Origin of the sequence: Rhodanobacter thiooxydans, from assembly GCF_021545845.1 — a bacterium.
Lineage (GTDB): Bacteria > Pseudomonadota > Gammaproteobacteria > Xanthomonadales > Rhodanobacteraceae > Rhodanobacter.
In genome coordinates this window covers 1312071-1326581 of the sequence record NZ_CP088923.1, presented here as the reverse complement: position 1 = coordinate 1326581, position 14511 = coordinate 1312071, and the positions used below count along the sequence as shown (strand labels likewise).

Sequence of the window (14511 nt, the reverse complement as noted above, 5' to 3'; positions counted from 1 at the left end):
CTTACAATGTACGCATGACCGCCGTGCAGCCCTCGACCCTGACCGGACACTTCCTGATCGCCATGCCGAACCTGGCCGATCCGCCGTTCTCGCGCGGCGTGGCGCTGCTGTGCCAGCACGACGAGGCCGGCGCGGTGGGCCTGCTGGTGAACCAGCTGTCCGAGTACCGCTTCGGCGACGTGCTGGCGCAGATGAAACTGGAATGCCAGGACAGCGAGCTGGCCGACGCGCCGGTGCTGATCGGCGGCCCGGTACAGCAGGAGCGCGGCTTCGTGCTGCATCACGAACCGGGCGACTGGGATTCCAGCTACCGCATCAACGACCACTGGTCGGTCACCACCTCGCGCGACATCCTGGTGGCGATGGCCGCCGGCGAAGGTCCGCGTCAGGCGATCATGGTGCTCGGCTACGCCGGCTGGGACGCCGGCCAGCTGGAACAGGAACTGATGGCCAACGCCTGGCTCACCGCCGAGGCCTGCGGCCGGGTGGTGTTCGACACCCCGCTGGAGGAACGCTGGAGCGCCGCCGCCGGCCTGGTCGGGGTCGACCCGCGCCAGCTGTCCGGCTACGCGGGCCACGCATGAGCTGCGTGTTCGGCTTCGACGTCGGCAGCCGGATCACCGGCGTGGCGATCGGCAGCACCTACACCGCCAGCGCCCGCGCGCTGGCCACCCTCGCGGTCCGCGACGACAGTCCGGACTGGCCGCGCCTCGACTCGCTGCACCAGCAGTGGCAGCCCGGCACCCTGGTGGTCGGCCTGCCGCTGGCGCTGGACGGCACCGAGCAGCCCGCCAGCCGCCGCGCCCGCCGATTCGCCGCGCAGCTGCAGCAGCGCTACGGCCTGCCGGTGGTGCTGGTCGACGAGCGGCACAGCTCGCAGGAAGCAGCGCAACGTTTCGCCACCGCTCGCGCCGCCGGGCTCAGGCGGCGCCGCGACGCCGCCGACATCGACGCCGAAGCCGCCGCGGTCATCCTCGAACGCTGGCTCGCCGGCGCCGGTGTGCCAGCGGCCGACAACGCCGCCCCCTGAACGAACTTCCCTTTCACTCCAGACCCGCCGCCATGAGCCCTCGCCTGCGCCATCTGACCTCCCTGGAAAACCTGCCGCGCGAGACCATCGAGCGCCTGCTCGACCGCGCCGAGGCGCTGCGCGACGCCTGCGCGCACGGCACCCGCAAGCTCGACGTGCTGGCCGGGCGCACCGTGCTCAACCTGTTCTTCGAGCCGTCCACGCGCACCCGCACCTCGTTCGAGCTGGCCGCGCGGCGGCTGGGCGCCGACGTGGTCAACTTCGACATCGGGCTGTCCTCCACCAGCAAGGGCGAGGAACTGTTCGACACCCTGCACACGCTCGAGGCGATGCACCTGGACGCCATCGTGGTGCGCCACAAGCAGTCGGGCACGCCCGACATGCTGGTGCGCCATGCGATGAGCGGGGTCTCGGTGATCAACGCCGGCGACGGCAACCACGCGCACCCCACCCAGGGCCTGCTGGATGCGCTGACCATCCGCCAGCACCGGCCCGACTTCGGCAACCTGACCGTACTGATCTGCGGCGACATCAAGCATTCGCGGGTGGCCCGCTCGGACATCAACGCGTTCACCGCACTGGGGGTCAGGGAAATCCGCCTGTGCGGGCCGGCCGAGCTGATGCTGCCGGCGGACGAGGCGCCGCAGGTGCGCCGCTACGGCAACTTCGACGAGGCCATCGAGGGCGTCGACGCGGTGATCATGCTGCGCCTGCAGAAGGAGCGCATGGCCAGCATCGAACTGCCGGACGAGGCGGCGTATTTCGCCCACTACGGGCTGGACCGGCGCCGGCTGGGTCTGGCCGCGCCGGGCTGCCTGGTGATGCACCCGGGCCCGCTCAACCGCGGCATCGAGATCGCCTCGGAGGTGGCCGACGGCGCACAGTCGCGCATCCTCGAACAGGTCGGCAACGGCGTGTTCGTGCGCATGGCCGTGCTCGACGAAGTGCTGGCCCGCTGAACCGCCCCGCCGACCGGCGGTCGCCCGCTGCCGGCCACGGCAATGCCACGGGCAAGCGGGCATAATCACCGGCGCGGCATTCACCACATTGGGGATCAACATGCGATCGACGACGCGATACATCGCGCTGGTTTTCGCCGGCGTCATGCTGGCGGCCTGCAGGCACAAGGACAAGGACGCGCCGCTGGCTTTCGTGCCGGCGGACACGCCGTACGTGGTGGCCAACCTCGACATCATGGACGACGCCACCCGCGGCGCCCTGCTTGCCCAGGCCGACGCGCAGCTGCCGTCCCAGCTCGCCCAGCTCGACGCCAGCGCCGAGCGGTTGAGCAGGAAGGACCCCGATGGCGCGCGCCTGCTGCGCGCGCTGCGCGCCGAATTCAACGGCAAGACCATCGAGGGCTTCGCCCAGGGCGCCGGCCTGAACCTCAAGGGCTACTCCGCCTTCTACGGCCTGGGCCTGGCCCCGGTGCTGCGCTTCCAGCTGAGCGACCCGGGCGCGTTCGAGGGCTTCATCGGCAGGCTGGAAACCGCCTACGGCAAGAAGCTCGATGTCGCCAGCGTGGACAAGCAGGGCTACCGCAAGTACGCCTTCCCTGCTTCCGGCACCGAGCTGGTGCTGGCCACGGTGAACGAGCAGGCGGTGGCCGCGCTGCTGCCGGCGGATGTCTCGCCGGCGCTGCTGCGCCAGGCGCTGGGCCTGGATCGACCGCAGAAGAGCCTGCAGGACGATGGCCGGCTGAAGGCGCTGGCCAAGGCCAAGGGTTACCAGAAGTGGCTGCTCGGCGAACTGGATCTGACCCGCGCGCTGCCGCTGGCGATCGGCGGCAAGGATCCGCTGGTCGGCGCGATCCAGAAGGCCCATGCCGAAGCCATCGCGGCGAAGACCGGCGAGCCGGTCGCCACCCAGCTGCAGAGCTCGCCCAGCTGCGGCACCGACGCTGCGCGCATCGCCGCGCGCGTGCCGGCCATGAGCTTCGGCTACACCAGGCTGGACGCAAAGCACCAGGACGTGCGTTTCGACGTGGCGCTGGCCAGCGACATCAGTCAGGTCTTCGCCGGGCTCAAGGTGGCGCTGCCCGGCCTGGGCGGCACCGGCACCGCGCCGTTCGACCTGAGCCTGGCCCTGCCGGTCGCCGAGGCCCGCACGTTCTGGCTGGCCCAGGCCGAGGCGGTGGCCGCCAAGCCGTTCAGCTGCCCCTCGCTGACCGACCTCAACGACAGCTTCGCCAAGCTCGGCCCCGCCATGCAGAAGGCGGCGATCCCGCCGTTCGGCGACATGCTCGGCCTGCGCATCGCGCTGGACTCGCTGGCGGCGGGCAAGGAGGGCGCCGTGCCCACCTTCAGCGGGCGCGTGCTGATCGGCACCAACAACCCCGACGGCCTGTTCGCGATGGGCCAGATGATGGTGCCCGCGCTGGCCGCGCTGAAACCGGGCCATGACAGCAAGCCGCTGCCGCTGCCGAAGGACATGATCGGCATGCTGGGCCAGCCGGCCTGGCTGGCCATGGGCGAGAAGGCGCTCGCCTTCGGCATCGGCGCCGGCGAGGACGCCCGCCTGGGCGATACTCTCAAGGACCCGACCGGCGACGCCGGCCGGATGGGCCGCATGCACATCAGCGGCGCGATGTACCTGAGCTGGCTGCAACTGATGGAGCAGAAGATCGACAGCGTGGCCGCCGCCACCGCAGCGATCGGCAAGAGCGACGAGCCGTCGATCGACGACTCGGGCGACAGTGCGGCCGAGGCCGCCGCCGAGCTGGCCCGCACCAAGGCCCAGTTCGCCGCCATGAAATCGCAGGCCGAGCGCGTCGACAGCATCGATGCCCAGATGCACGTGGACCAGGGCGGCATGGTGATCACCAGCCAGACTGCGCTGAAGTAGACATCGGCACCGAGGAAAAGCCGGGGCGCGGCGACGCACCGGCTTTTTTAATGCGCGGCTCGCGACATCCAACGCGATGACAACATCGCCATGAGCTGCCTTTCGCCTCCGCAATCCCGCGCTGAACCGGCGCCTACTGAAGCCACGCGGCGTTCACGGCCCGGTTGTTGCCATGGCGACGACAGTATCCCGCCGGTCGCTGCGGCAGGCAGGCATCGTCAGCCCACCGGGGAGATCGCCATGCGCACTCCCACGATCCGCCACGGCTTGTATGCCACCACCCTCGTGCTCGCCTTCGCGGCCATCCCGTTCGGCCAGGTCGCAGCCCAGGACGCCGGCGCGCGCATGCAGCAGTCCTCCGAGAACCAGACCGTGCCGGACCAGGCGGCCGATGCCTGGATCACCACCAAGGTGAAATCCGAGTTCGGCACCACCAAGGGCATCCCGGCCACCGACATTTCGGTGTCGACCCACGATGGCGTGGTCACGCTCAGCGGCACGGTTGCCTCGCAGGCCCAGAAGGACCACGCCGAACGCGTCGCCCAGCTCATCAAGGGCGTGAAGAGCGTGGACGCCAGCGGCCTGACCGTCGGCGGCACGCCGCCCGCGGAGAAGTAACTCAACGAGGCACCAACGAAGCGAAAAAAGGCGCCTGCAGGCGCCTTTTTTCCGGCAGGGTGGCCGCCTCAGCGGTTGAGGAAATTGCTGCTGAAGTTCTGCGAGTCGCGGTTTTCCTCCAGCTCGACGCCTTCCAGGCCCTGTGACAGGGTATGCGCGTCGCCGCCCTGGGCCAGCTTGATGCGCAGGCGCACCTCGTTGGAACTGTCGGCGTAGCGCAGGGCATCCTCGTAGCTGATCTCGCCGGCGTGGTACAGCTCGACCAGGCTCTGGTCGAAGGTCTTCATGCCGAGCAGGGTGGACTCCTTCATCACTTCCTTCAGCTTGTGGATCTCGCCCTGGCGGATGTAGTCCTGCACCAGCGGCGTGCCCAGCAGAATCTCCACCGCGACCCGGCGGGCCTTGCCGTCGGGTGTGGGGATCAGCTGCTGCGCCACGATGCCTTTCAGGTTCAGCGACAGGTCCATCAGCAGCTGCTGGCGGCGATCCTCCGGGAAGAAGTGCAGGATGCGGTCCATCGCCTGGTTGGCATTGTTCGCGTGCAGCGTGCACAGCACCAGGTGGCCGGTTTCGGCGAAAGCGATCGCGTGGTCCATGCCCTCGCGGGTGCGGACTTCGCCGATCATGATCACGTCCGGCGCCTGGCGCAGGGTGTTCTTCAGCGCGTTGTCCCAGCTGTCGGTGTCGATGCCGACCTCGCGCTGGGTGATGATGCAGCCCTCGTGCTTGTGCACGTACTCGATCGGGTCCTCGATGGTGATGATGTGCCCGGTCGAGTTCTGGTTGCGGTAGCCGATCATCGCCGCCAGCGAGGTCGATTTGCCCGAGCCGGTGGCGCCGACGAAAACGATGATGCCGCGCTTGGTCATCGCCAGTTGCTTGATCACCGGCGGCAACGTCAGCTCCTCGATGGTGGGGATCTTCGACTCGATCCGGCGCAGCACCATGCCCACGCAGTTGCGCTGGTAGAAGCACGACACGCGGAAGCGGCCCACGCCCTGCGCGGAGATCGCGAACTGGCACTCGTGGGTCTTCTCGAACTCCTCGCGCTGGCCCGGCGTCATCACGTTGAGCACCATGTCGCGCGCCTGCTGCACGCTGAGCGGGCTCTGCGTGATCGGCACGATCCGGCCCTGCACCTTCATCGAAGGAGCGACGCCCGCGGTGATGAACAAATCGGAGGCCTTCTTGTGCACCATCAGTTTCAGGAACGAGGTGAAATCGAAGTCGCTCATGGCGTCTGTCCCCGGGATTCGAGATTCGGGATTCGGGATTCGTCAAAGCTGCCGACCCGCGCACTGCGCTCCTGGCCGGCAACCTGCCCTTCCGTGCAAGCGTGGGAATATCGAGCCGCGACGCGATCCCGGCTTTCGCCAATCCCGAATCCCGAATCCCGAATCCCGACGCTCATTTGAAATTGTCCTTGTTCTTGGCGTAGGCCTGCGCCTGCTGGCGCGTCACCAGGCCGCGCTTGACCAGATCCTGCAGGCACTGGTCCAGCGTCTGCATGCCGAACTGCTGGCCGGTCTGGATCGACGAGTACATCTGCGCCACCTTGTCCTCGCGGATCAGGTTGCGGATGGCCGGTATGCCAACCATGATCTCGTGCGCCGCGATGCGCCCGCCGCCGACCTTCTTCAGCAGCGACTGCGAGACCACCGCGCGCAGGCTTTCGGACAGCATCGAGCGCACCATCGGCTTCTCGCCGGCGGGGAACACGTCGATGATGCGGTCGATGGTCTTCGCCGCCGAGCTGGTATGCACGGTGGCGAACACCAGGTGGCCGGTCTCCGCCGCGGTCAGCGCCAGGCGGATGGTTTCCAGGTCACGCAACTCGCCGACCAGGATGTAGTCCGGGTCTTCGCGCAGCGCCGAACGCAACGCTTCATTGAAGCCCAGCGTGTCGCGGTGGATCTCGCGCTGGTTGACCAGGCACTTCTGCGAGGTGTGCACGAACTCGATCGGGTCTTCGATCGTGAGCATATGCCCGTATTCGTTCTTGTTGATGTGGTCGACCATCGCCGCCAGCGTGGTCGACTTGCCCGAGCCGGTCGGGCCGGTCACCAGGATCAGGCCCTGCGGCTGCTCGATCAGTTCCTTGAAGATAGGCGGCGAGCCGAGATCCTCCAGCGTCAGCACCTCGGACGGAATGGTGCGGAACACCGCGCCGGCGCCGCGGTTCTGGTTGAACGCGTTGACGCGGAAGCGCGCCAGCCCGGGAATCTCGAACGAGAAGTCGGTTTCGTAGAATTCTTCGTAGTCGCGCCGCTGCTTGTCCGACATGATGTCGTAGATCAGCGAGTGCACCTGCTTGTGCTCGAGCGCGGGGATGTTGATGCGGCGGACATCACCGTCGACGCGGATCATCGGCGGCAGCCCGGCGGACAAGTGCAGGTCCGAGGCCTTGTTCTTCACCGAGAAGGCAAGCAGTTCGGCAATGTCCATGAAGTCGTTTCCCCTCAACCGATCGTCTGGATGGCATGGATTCGTCTGCCACATCCGGGGCCGCATGACGTCCGCGGGCGTGGTGCGCCGCAGCGCATGGCAACCGGCATCACGACACCACCTGGACGAGCTTTCCGCACCCCTGTAGCCGCGTCGATACTACTCGGGCAAGTGGCTGTGCGGCCAGTCTTTCCGCCCTCCATGCGCAAACTGCCAACGCGGTTTGCGCACCCGGTCGAAAAAATCGCCAGCCGGCTCCGGCGACGCGCTGCCGCGCGACCTTCCGCCGGCAAAACCCGTCGCTCGCGCGCCGGCTCCGGTAAGGTATGTGGTCTGGACGGACGAGGAGCCCTGCATGACACGACTTGCCTTCATCGGCGGCGGCAACATGGCGCGCAGCCTGATCGGCGGCTTGCTGAAAACCGGCGTGGCACCGGCTACCCTCAGCGTGGCCGAGCCGCTGGCCGAAGCGCGTCAGGCGCTGGGCCGCGACTTCGGCATCGCCTGCTATGCCGAGAACCGGCTGGCCGTGGCGGACGCCGAGGTGATCCTGCTGGCGGTGAAACCGCAGGTGATGCCGTCGATCCACGCCGACCTGTGCGACCTCCTGCAGCGCCACCGGCCGTTGCTGATCTCGATCGCCGCCGGCGTGCGGCTGGACCAGCTGGAGCGCTGGTTCGGCAGCGGGCTGCCGATCGTGCGCTGCATGCCCAACACGCCGGCGCTGATCGGCGTCGGCGCCACCGGCCTGTGCGCCAACCACCGGGTCAGCCCGGCGCAGAAGGCGCGGGCGCAGCACATCCTCGACGCCGCCGGGATCACCCGCTGGATCAACGACGAGGCGCTGATGGATACCGTCACCGCGCTGTCCGGCTCCGGCCCGGCGTACTTCTTCGCCCTGGTCGAGGCGCTGGAAGCCGCCGCGGTGGCGCAGGGCCTGCCCCGCGACACTGCTCGCGCACTCGCCGCGCAAACCTGCCTGGGTGCCGGCCGCATGCTGGTGGAGGGCGGCGAAGACCCGGCCGTGCTGCGCCAGCGCGTCACCTCGCCGCATGGCACCACCCAGGCTGCGCTGGAAAGCTTCGCCGCCGACGGCCTGCCGCACGTCGTCGCCCGCGCCGTGGCCGCCGCCACGCAGCGCGGTGTGGAACTTGCCGCCGAACTGGACCAGCTGCCGTGAGCTACCTGCTGAATGCGCTGTCCCTGCTGCTCGACCTGGCGTTCGACGCGGTGGTCGCGCTGTTGCTGCTGCGCGTGGCTGCCGAAGCCTGCCGCGCCGATTTCCACAATCCGCTGAGCCAGTTCGTCTACCGCAGCACCAACCCGGTGCTGGCACCGATCCGCCGCGTGTTGCCGAACTGGCGCCGGATCAACCTGGCCGCCCTGCTGCTGGCCTGGCTGGCGATGCTGCTCAAGCGCCTGCTGCTGTTCGCCCTGCTCGGGGTGATGCCGCAACCGCTTGGCCTGATCGTGCTGTCGCTGGCCGAGCTGCTCGACTTCGTGCTGCTGTGCTACCTGGTACTGATCTTCGGCTGGTCGCTGCTGAGCATGTTCGCGGTGGACCGCCGCCACCCCATGCTGCAGCTGGCCGGCAGCATCGTCGCCCCGCTGCTGCGCCCGCTGCACGGCCGGCTGATCATCGGCCAGATCGATTTCGCGCCGATGGCGGTGATGATCGCGCTGCTGCTGGTGCGGCTGCTGGTCGCGGCGCCGTTGCTGGATCTGGGGGCGCGATTGGCACTGGGCGCCTGAGTTTTCTCTCGTGGCGGCTGAAGCAAGGGCCCAAGAGCTTTCGTGCGCCTGCGGCGCCCGAGTTACTTTCTCTCGCTTGCCCGAGAGAAAGTAACCAAAGAGAGGGGCACCCCGCTTACGCGCCTTGCGGGCATCCTGCCCGCAAGGTCCGCGGCCGGGTGGTGGGGTTTGTCGACAGCACATCGGGCAACCGCTCCTGCGTTGCCTCAACTCCGGCATCCATGCCGTTGCCTGTGCTGACGACAAACTGGCCGGCATTCATGCCGGCCACCCTGCGGGCTTTTCCACCACCCGTCCGCCGCTTCAGAGGGGACCCCGGTAGAGCAGCGCGCATCCTGCGCGCACTCTTCAGAGGAGCCAGATCAAAAGCACGAGCGAAGCCACAGCAAAGCGACGCTTTGCTGTGGCTGTGGCTTTTCAGCTTCATCACCGAGTGCGGGCCACGATGGCCCGCTGCTCTGCCCGGGGTCCCTTGCGCGGCGGTGAGCCGGGGTCGACAGGCCGCGCAGCGGGCGTTGCCAGGGATGGCAACGCCTTTTCGCGCGGGCAGGAGCCCGCTCGAAAAGCCCGGCCCCGGCTCACGGACTTGCCGGACAGGATGTCCGGCAAGCGCCAAGCGGGGTGGCCTTATCTCTTTGGTTACTTTCTCTTTGGCCACGCCAGTACTGTCCGGGGAAAGCGCACGCGGAGCTTGGTAAACGGTTGATCTGAGGGCAGTAACCGACGCTTTCCGGGTGTTAGCGATTTCAACCCGGTTTGCCTCAGGCTGGACGACGTCACCTCGGAGGACGTCGTCATGCATGAAGGGCGCTTTGTGTTTACGCAGCTCATGCAGCATCTGCCGATGCATACGTTTCGTCGCCTCGTTGCCAAGTTCGATGGCAATCGTTATGTGAAGCGATTCGCGTGCCTCGATCAGTTCCTGTGTATGGCCTTTGCTCAACTCACCGGACGCGAAAGCCTGCGCGATATCGAGATCTGTTTGCGCGCTCATCAGGCCAAGCTCTATCACTTGGGCATTCGTGGGCATGTAGCACGCAGCACACTGGCCGATGCCAATGAACAACGTGACTGGCGCATCTATGCCGAGTTCGCGCAAACCCTGATCGCCACGGCGCGCCGTCTCTACGTCAACGAACCGCTCGACGTCGAATTGGCACACACTGCCTATGCGCTCGACTCCACCACGATCGAGTTGTGCCTGTCGGTGTTCCCGTGGGCGCGGGCGATGCATCCCGGCCGCGGTGGATTGAAGGTACATACGCTGCTCGACATTCGCGGCGCAATCCCTACGGTCATCAGCTTTTCCGAGTCCCGCCAGCACGATGTCCACATGCTCGACGAGCTCGTGCCTGAACCTGGCGCGATCTATCTGATGGACCGCGCCTATCTCGATTTCGAGCGGCTCTATCGATTCCACTGCGAAGGTTCCTTCTTCCTGATGCGCACCAAGAAGAACCTCCGAGTGCGGCGACGCTACTCCCATCCGGTGTCTGATCGCACGCTCATCGGTTGCGATCAGACCGTCGTGTTGACACGGGACGTCGTCCGCAAGAAATACCCTGGCCCGCTACGCCGTGTACGCGTGCGTGACACCGACAGCGGTCAGTCCATCGTCTTGCTGACCAATCACTTTGTGCTTCCTGCGGCGACCATCAGTGCCCTGTATCGCCACCGTTGGCAGATCGAAATTTTCTTCAAATGGATCAAGCAGCACCTGCGCATCAAGGCGTTCTTCGGCACCTCGCCCAACGCAGTGAAGACGCAGGTCTGGATCGCCGTCGCCGTCTACGTGCTGATCGCCATCGTGCGCAAGCGTCTCCAGCTGACGACTTCACTCTATGAACTTCTACAGATTCTGAGTGTGACGTTGTTCGAGCAAACCCCGCTGGAATGCGCCTTGCGGCGGCAGGAACCACAGCTTTCTGCCGACGACGACGCTAACCAACTGATTCTATTTCCGGATTAACCGGACAGTACTGGGCCACGCAAAGAGAAAGTGACTCGGCTGCCGTAGGCAGACGAAAGCTTTTGCTTCTGACGCTCTTCGCTCCCCGCGCAAAGAGAAAGTAACTCGGGCGCCGGAGGCGCACGAAAGCTCTTGCCTCTGATCCTTTTTCGCTTTGAATGAAGCAAGAGCATCGCGCACAGGGTGCGCTTACCACAACCGGAAAGTGGAAGGCTCAGCGCAGCGCCCATGCGGTGATGATCCGATGGATCTCGTCCAACCCGTCGAACAGCGCCGCCGGCCCCGGCTGCAGGATGATCGGTGATTTGACCTCGTGCAGCTCGCCATCGAGCACCGCGGGGATCGTGCCCCACCCTGGCCGCTCCGCGACTTTGTCCGGGCGAAACCGCTTGCCGCACCAGGAGCCAAGGATGATGTCCGGTGCACGGCGCACCACCTCGTCGCCGTTCGGCAGGATACGCTGCTTCGCCAGCGGCTCGCGGGCCAGTTCGGGGAAGCAGTCGTCGCCGCCGGCGATGCCGATGATCTCGGCGACCCAGCGGATGCCGGTGATGATCGGCTCGTCCCATTCCTCGAAATACACCTTCGGCCGCCGCGGCAGCTGCGCGGCCGCGGCGCGGATTTCGGCGATATGTCGCTCGGCGCGCTGCGCATACGCCTCGGCCTTCTCCTGTGCGCCGACCATCGCGCCGAGCCGGCGGATGTAGGCCAGGATGCCGTCGACGCTGCGGTGGTTGCTGATCCACACCTCGACGCCGGCCTTGACCAGCTCGCGCGCGATGTCCGCCTGGATGTCGGAGAAACCGATCGCCAGGTCCGGTTCCAGTTTCAGGATCTCGCCGATCTTCGCGCTGGTGAAGGCGGAGACTTTCGGCTTCTCCCGGCGTGCGCGCGGCGGCCGCACGGTGAAGCCGGAGATGCCGACGATGCGCCGCTCCTCGCCGAGCGCGTACAGAACCTCGGTCGGCTCCTCGGTGAGGCAGACGATGCGTTGCGGGAAGTGGTCGGGCCAACCGGCAGCGGGGGCAGCGTGATCCATGCGTTCAGTTCCCCAGCACGGTGACCACCACCTTGCGCTGGTGCGGGTCGAGGCGGTGTTCCCACAGATAGATGCCCTGCCAGGCGCCAAGCATGAGCTTGCCGCTATGCACCGGCACGCCGAGGCTGACCCCGGTGAGGATCGAGCGCACATGCGCGGGCATGTCGTCCGGACCTTCCGCGTCGTGTCGGAAGATCGCATCGCCATCGGGCACCGCGCGCGCGAACCAGCGCTCCAGGTCATCGCGCACCGTGGGGTCGGCATTCTCGCTGATCAGCAGCGAGCAGCTGGTGTGCGCGGTGAACACCTGCGCGATGCCGGTCTGCACATGGCTGGCTGCCACGGCGTCGCCGACCTGTGCGGTGATCTCGCTGAAGCCGCGCCCGCGCGTGTGCACGGTGAAGCTGCCCTGCGCCACATGCTCGGCGGGCAGCGCGCGGGTCACGGGTAGAGCATCCGGCTGGTCCAGGTCTGGCCGTGGCGATCCCAGCGCACGCGCTCGTGCAGGCGGAACTCGGCGCCGTACCAGAACTCGAGCATGTCCGGCTCCACCACGAAGCCGCCCCAGTGCGGCGGCCGGGTCACCTCGCGACCGTCGAATTGCTGCTCGTAGCGCGCCACCCGCTGCTCGAACGTGTCGCGGTCAGGCAAGGTCTGCGACTGCAGCGAAGCCCACGCGCCGATCTGGCTGCCACGGGCGCGGCTGGCGAAGTAGGCGTCCGACTCTTCCGCCAGCAGCTTGCGCGCCACGCCTTCCACGCGCACCTGCACGCCCTCGCGCAACTGCTTCCAGTGGAAGCACAGCGCCACCTGCGGGTGCGCCTCGAGCTGGCCGCCCTTGTCGCTGTCGTAGTTGGTGTAGAAGCGGAAGCCGCGCTCGTCGGCGCCCTTGAGCAGCACGATGCGCGAGGCGACCCGGCCGGCGGCGTCCACGGTGGCCAGGTTCATCGCGGTCGGTTCGCGCTCGCCACTGGCCGTGGCTTCCTCCAGCAGGCGCTGGAAGGTATCTAGAATTTCGGATTTGAGCATGGTGTCTGAAAACTTTCCTTTTGCATCGTGGCCGACACGCGCCATCATGGTGCGGATGAATCCGACCGATAATAATGCAATGCACCGTCCCTCCAGTATCCGGCCGGCCTGGAAGGCAGCGCCATCTTCCGCCACGACATGTGAAGGACGCAGCGACATGCCCGCTGGCGCCATGCCCGGCAGGCGCGGCCTGCCGGTGGCGGAAATCCCTCCCGGAAGCACGGTGTGCCGCGGATGACGCCCCACGCCGACCTGCAGAACGAGGCCCTCGCCGGCCACCTGCTCGACCAGTACGCCGGGCGCATCGCCCGCTCGCGGCGCCCGTACATCCTCGGTCTGTCCGGCCTGCAGGGCAGCGGCAAGAGCACCCTGGCACGGGTAATGAAGGCCGCGGCCGAAGCCCGCGGCTGGCCCACCGAGGTGCTTTCGCTGGATGACTTCTACTACACCCGCAGCGACCGCGAGGCGCTGGCGCGCGACGTGCATCCGCTGCTGCGCAGCCGTGGCGTGCCGGGCACGCACGAGATCGAGCTGCTGATGTCGGTGCTGGCGGCGCTGCCGCAGGCCTCGGACAAGCTGCCGGTGTCGCATCCACGCTTCGACAAGGGCCGCGATACCCGCTTCCCGCCGTCGCGCTGGCCGCGCACCACGCGGCCGCCGAAGCTGGTCATCGTGGAAGGCTGGGCGCTGGGCATCCGGCCGCAGCCGCAGGTCGCGCTGGCCTGGCCGGTCAACGAACTGGAGCGCAACGAGGACCCCGACGGCAGCTGGCGGCACTGGGTCAACAAGCAGTTGCGCGGCTACCAGCCGCTGTGGCGCAAGTTCGATGCGCTGATCGTGCTGCAGGCGCCGAGCTGGGAGATCGTGCGCCGCTGGCGTGGCGAGCAGGAGCAGGAACTGCTGGCCCGGCACGCGCCGCTGGCGATGGATGCGGCGGCAATGGAACGGTTCCTGGCGCACTTCGAGCGGCTCAGCCGGCACGCGCTGGCCACCCTGCCGGCGCTGGCCGATACCTGCGTGGAGTACGACGACGACCGCCACGTGACCGGCCTCAGCCACGGCTGAACGGGCACCGGCGAAGCACGCGCCGCCGCGGCCTCGCCGGCGCGGGGCGATCAGTCGACGATGAAATTGACCTTCATGTTCACCCGCCACTCGGTGATGGTGCCGTCGTCCTTGGTCACCACCTTGATCTCGTTGACCCAGGCGCCCTTGATGTTCTTCACTGACTCGCCGGCCTTTTTCAGGCCGCTCTGCACGGCGTTTTCCATGCTCTTGCTGGACGAGGCGTTGATTTCGATGACCTTGGCTACCGACATGGCGTCAATCTCCGGTGGAATCGTGCAAGCGGCACGCGACGCTCCCCCCGCTCCGGAACCCGAGTCTGTCCCGCGCTCGCCCGCGGCAGCAAGCCGCACTGCAAAATCACCTCACGTTGACGCCTCCACCTGCACCGCCGTGCCGTAGGCCAGCACTTCGGTAACGCCCTGAGCGACGTCGTTGGCGTCGTAGCGCATCGCCACCACCCCGTTCGCGCCCATCGCGGCGGCATGCTGCAGCATCAGCTCGAACGCCTCCTCGCGCGCCTTCTCGCACAACTCGGTGTAGATCGAGATGTTGCCGCCGACGATGGTCTGCAGCGCGGCGCCGAGATTGCCGACCACGCTGCGCGAACGCACGGTGATGCCGCGCACGATGCCGAACGAACGCACGATGCGGCAACCGGGAATCTCGTTGGCGGTGCTGACCTGGTGATGCGGAACGGTGTTGGCCATGGCGGTTCTC

17 protein-coding genes are annotated in these 14511 nt (G+C 67.2%); 9 read left to right on the top strand and 8 right to left on the bottom strand.

Annotated elements, in window-relative coordinates:
• The first annotated feature begins 14 nt into the window (after nucleotides 1–14).
• From LRK53_RS05715 to LRK53_RS05695, 5 genes are all read left to right on the top strand, one after another.
• The gene (locus LRK53_RS05715) at nucleotides 15–584 is read left to right on the top strand and encodes a YqgE/AlgH family protein (protein WP_008435790.1); all 570 of its coding nucleotides are present in this window, start codon (nucleotides 15–17) and stop codon (nucleotides 582–584) included.
• Entirely contained in the window at nucleotides 581–1030 is a 450-nt protein-coding gene (gene ruvX / locus LRK53_RS05710) for a Holliday junction resolvase RuvX (protein ID WP_027493066.1), read from the top strand. Before LRK53_RS05715 ends, ruvX begins: the two co-directional genes overlap by 4 nt.
• Nucleotides 1031–1062: 32 nt before the next feature.
• Nucleotides 1063–1989, top strand: a complete 927-nt coding sequence (locus LRK53_RS05705) for an aspartate carbamoyltransferase catalytic subunit (protein ID WP_027493067.1) — start codon at nucleotides 1063–1065, stop codon at nucleotides 1987–1989.
• A gap of 100 nt (nucleotides 1990–2089) precedes the next feature.
• Complete coding sequence (locus LRK53_RS05700; RefSeq protein ID WP_027493068.1) at nucleotides 2090–3874, top strand: hypothetical protein; 1785 nt, start codon at nucleotides 2090–2092, stop codon at nucleotides 3872–3874.
• A 240-nt stretch (nucleotides 3875–4114) separates the two neighbouring features.
• Nucleotides 4115–4492 (top strand): BON domain-containing protein, encoded by a 378-nt coding sequence (locus LRK53_RS05695; RefSeq protein ID WP_235642557.1) that lies wholly within the window; start codon nucleotides 4115–4117, stop codon nucleotides 4490–4492.
• A gap of 68 nt (nucleotides 4493–4560) precedes the next feature.
• On the opposite strand, the gene LRK53_RS05690 is transcribed toward LRK53_RS05695, so the two are convergent.
• Nucleotides 4561–5727 (bottom strand): PilT/PilU family type 4a pilus ATPase, encoded by a 1167-nt coding sequence (locus LRK53_RS05690; RefSeq protein ID WP_027493070.1) that lies wholly within the window; start codon nucleotides 5725–5727, stop codon nucleotides 4561–4563.
• A 172-nt stretch (nucleotides 5728–5899) separates the two neighbouring features.
• On the bottom strand, nucleotides 5900–6937 hold the full coding sequence (locus tag LRK53_RS05685; RefSeq protein ID WP_027493071.1) for a type IV pilus twitching motility protein PilT: 1038 nt from the start codon (nucleotides 6935–6937) through the stop codon (nucleotides 5900–5902).
• A gap of 355 nt (nucleotides 6938–7292) precedes the next feature.
• Here LRK53_RS05685 and proC point away from each other — a divergent pair, with 355 nt between their 5' ends.
• Nucleotides 7293–8117, top strand: coding sequence for a pyrroline-5-carboxylate reductase (proC, locus tag LRK53_RS05680; RefSeq protein ID WP_235642556.1), 825 nt, complete (start codon nucleotides 7293–7295; stop codon nucleotides 8115–8117).
• On the top strand, nucleotides 8114–8689 hold the full coding sequence (locus LRK53_RS05675) for a YggT family protein (protein WP_027493072.1): 576 nt from the start codon (nucleotides 8114–8116) through the stop codon (nucleotides 8687–8689). The genes proC and LRK53_RS05675 overlap by 4 nt, the downstream gene beginning before the upstream one ends.
• Before the next feature lie 115 nt (nucleotides 8690–8804).
• Here the strand turns inward: LRK53_RS05675 and LRK53_RS05670 are convergent, their stop codons facing one another.
• A complete protein-coding gene (locus LRK53_RS05670; RefSeq protein ID WP_235642555.1) occupies nucleotides 8805–8951 on the bottom strand; it encodes a hypothetical protein in 147 nt (48 codons plus the stop codon).
• Nucleotides 8952–9485: 534 nt separating this feature from the next.
• Between LRK53_RS05670 and LRK53_RS05665 the strand changes: the two genes are divergently transcribed.
• A complete protein-coding gene (locus LRK53_RS05665) occupies nucleotides 9486–10658 on the top strand; it encodes an IS4 family transposase (RefSeq protein WP_027491452.1) in 1173 nt (390 codons plus the stop codon).
• Between the two features lie 214 nt (nucleotides 10659–10872).
• Here LRK53_RS05665 and LRK53_RS05660 read toward each other — a convergent pair whose 3' ends face one another.
• Genes LRK53_RS05660 through pdxH form a run of 3 tightly spaced genes read right to left on the bottom strand, consistent with a single transcriptional unit; the run spans nucleotide 10873 to nucleotide 12726 of the window.
• Entirely contained in the window at nucleotides 10873–11697 is an 825-nt protein-coding gene (locus tag LRK53_RS05660) for a cobalamin-binding protein (protein ID WP_235642554.1), read from the bottom strand.
• A gap of 4 nt (nucleotides 11698–11701) precedes the next feature.
• Entirely contained in the window at nucleotides 11702–12142 is a 441-nt protein-coding gene (locus LRK53_RS05655; RefSeq protein WP_027493748.1) for a secondary thiamine-phosphate synthase enzyme YjbQ, read from the bottom strand.
• Nucleotides 12139–12726: a pyridoxamine 5'-phosphate oxidase gene (gene pdxH, locus LRK53_RS05650; RefSeq protein WP_027493749.1), complete on the bottom strand. Its 588-nt coding sequence runs from the start codon at nucleotides 12724–12726 to the stop codon at nucleotides 12139–12141. Before pdxH ends, LRK53_RS05655 begins: the two co-directional genes overlap by 4 nt.
• 234 nt (nucleotides 12727–12960) lie before the next feature.
• On the opposite strand from pdxH, the gene LRK53_RS05645 reads away from it, so the two are divergent.
• Entirely contained in the window at nucleotides 12961–13791 is an 831-nt protein-coding gene (locus tag LRK53_RS05645) for a kinase (protein WP_027493750.1), read from the top strand.
• 50 nt (nucleotides 13792–13841) lie between these two features.
• Here the strand turns inward: LRK53_RS05645 and LRK53_RS05640 are convergent, their stop codons facing one another.
• On the bottom strand, nucleotides 13842–14045 hold the full coding sequence (locus LRK53_RS05640; protein ID WP_027493751.1) for a dodecin family protein: 204 nt from the start codon (nucleotides 14043–14045) through the stop codon (nucleotides 13842–13844).
• A gap of 111 nt (nucleotides 14046–14156) precedes the next feature.
• The gene (locus LRK53_RS05635) at nucleotides 14157–14501 is read right to left on the bottom strand and encodes a YbjQ family protein (protein ID WP_027493752.1); all 345 of its coding nucleotides are present in this window, start codon (nucleotides 14499–14501) and stop codon (nucleotides 14157–14159) included.
• Between the last annotated feature and the right edge of the window lie 10 nt (nucleotides 14502–14511).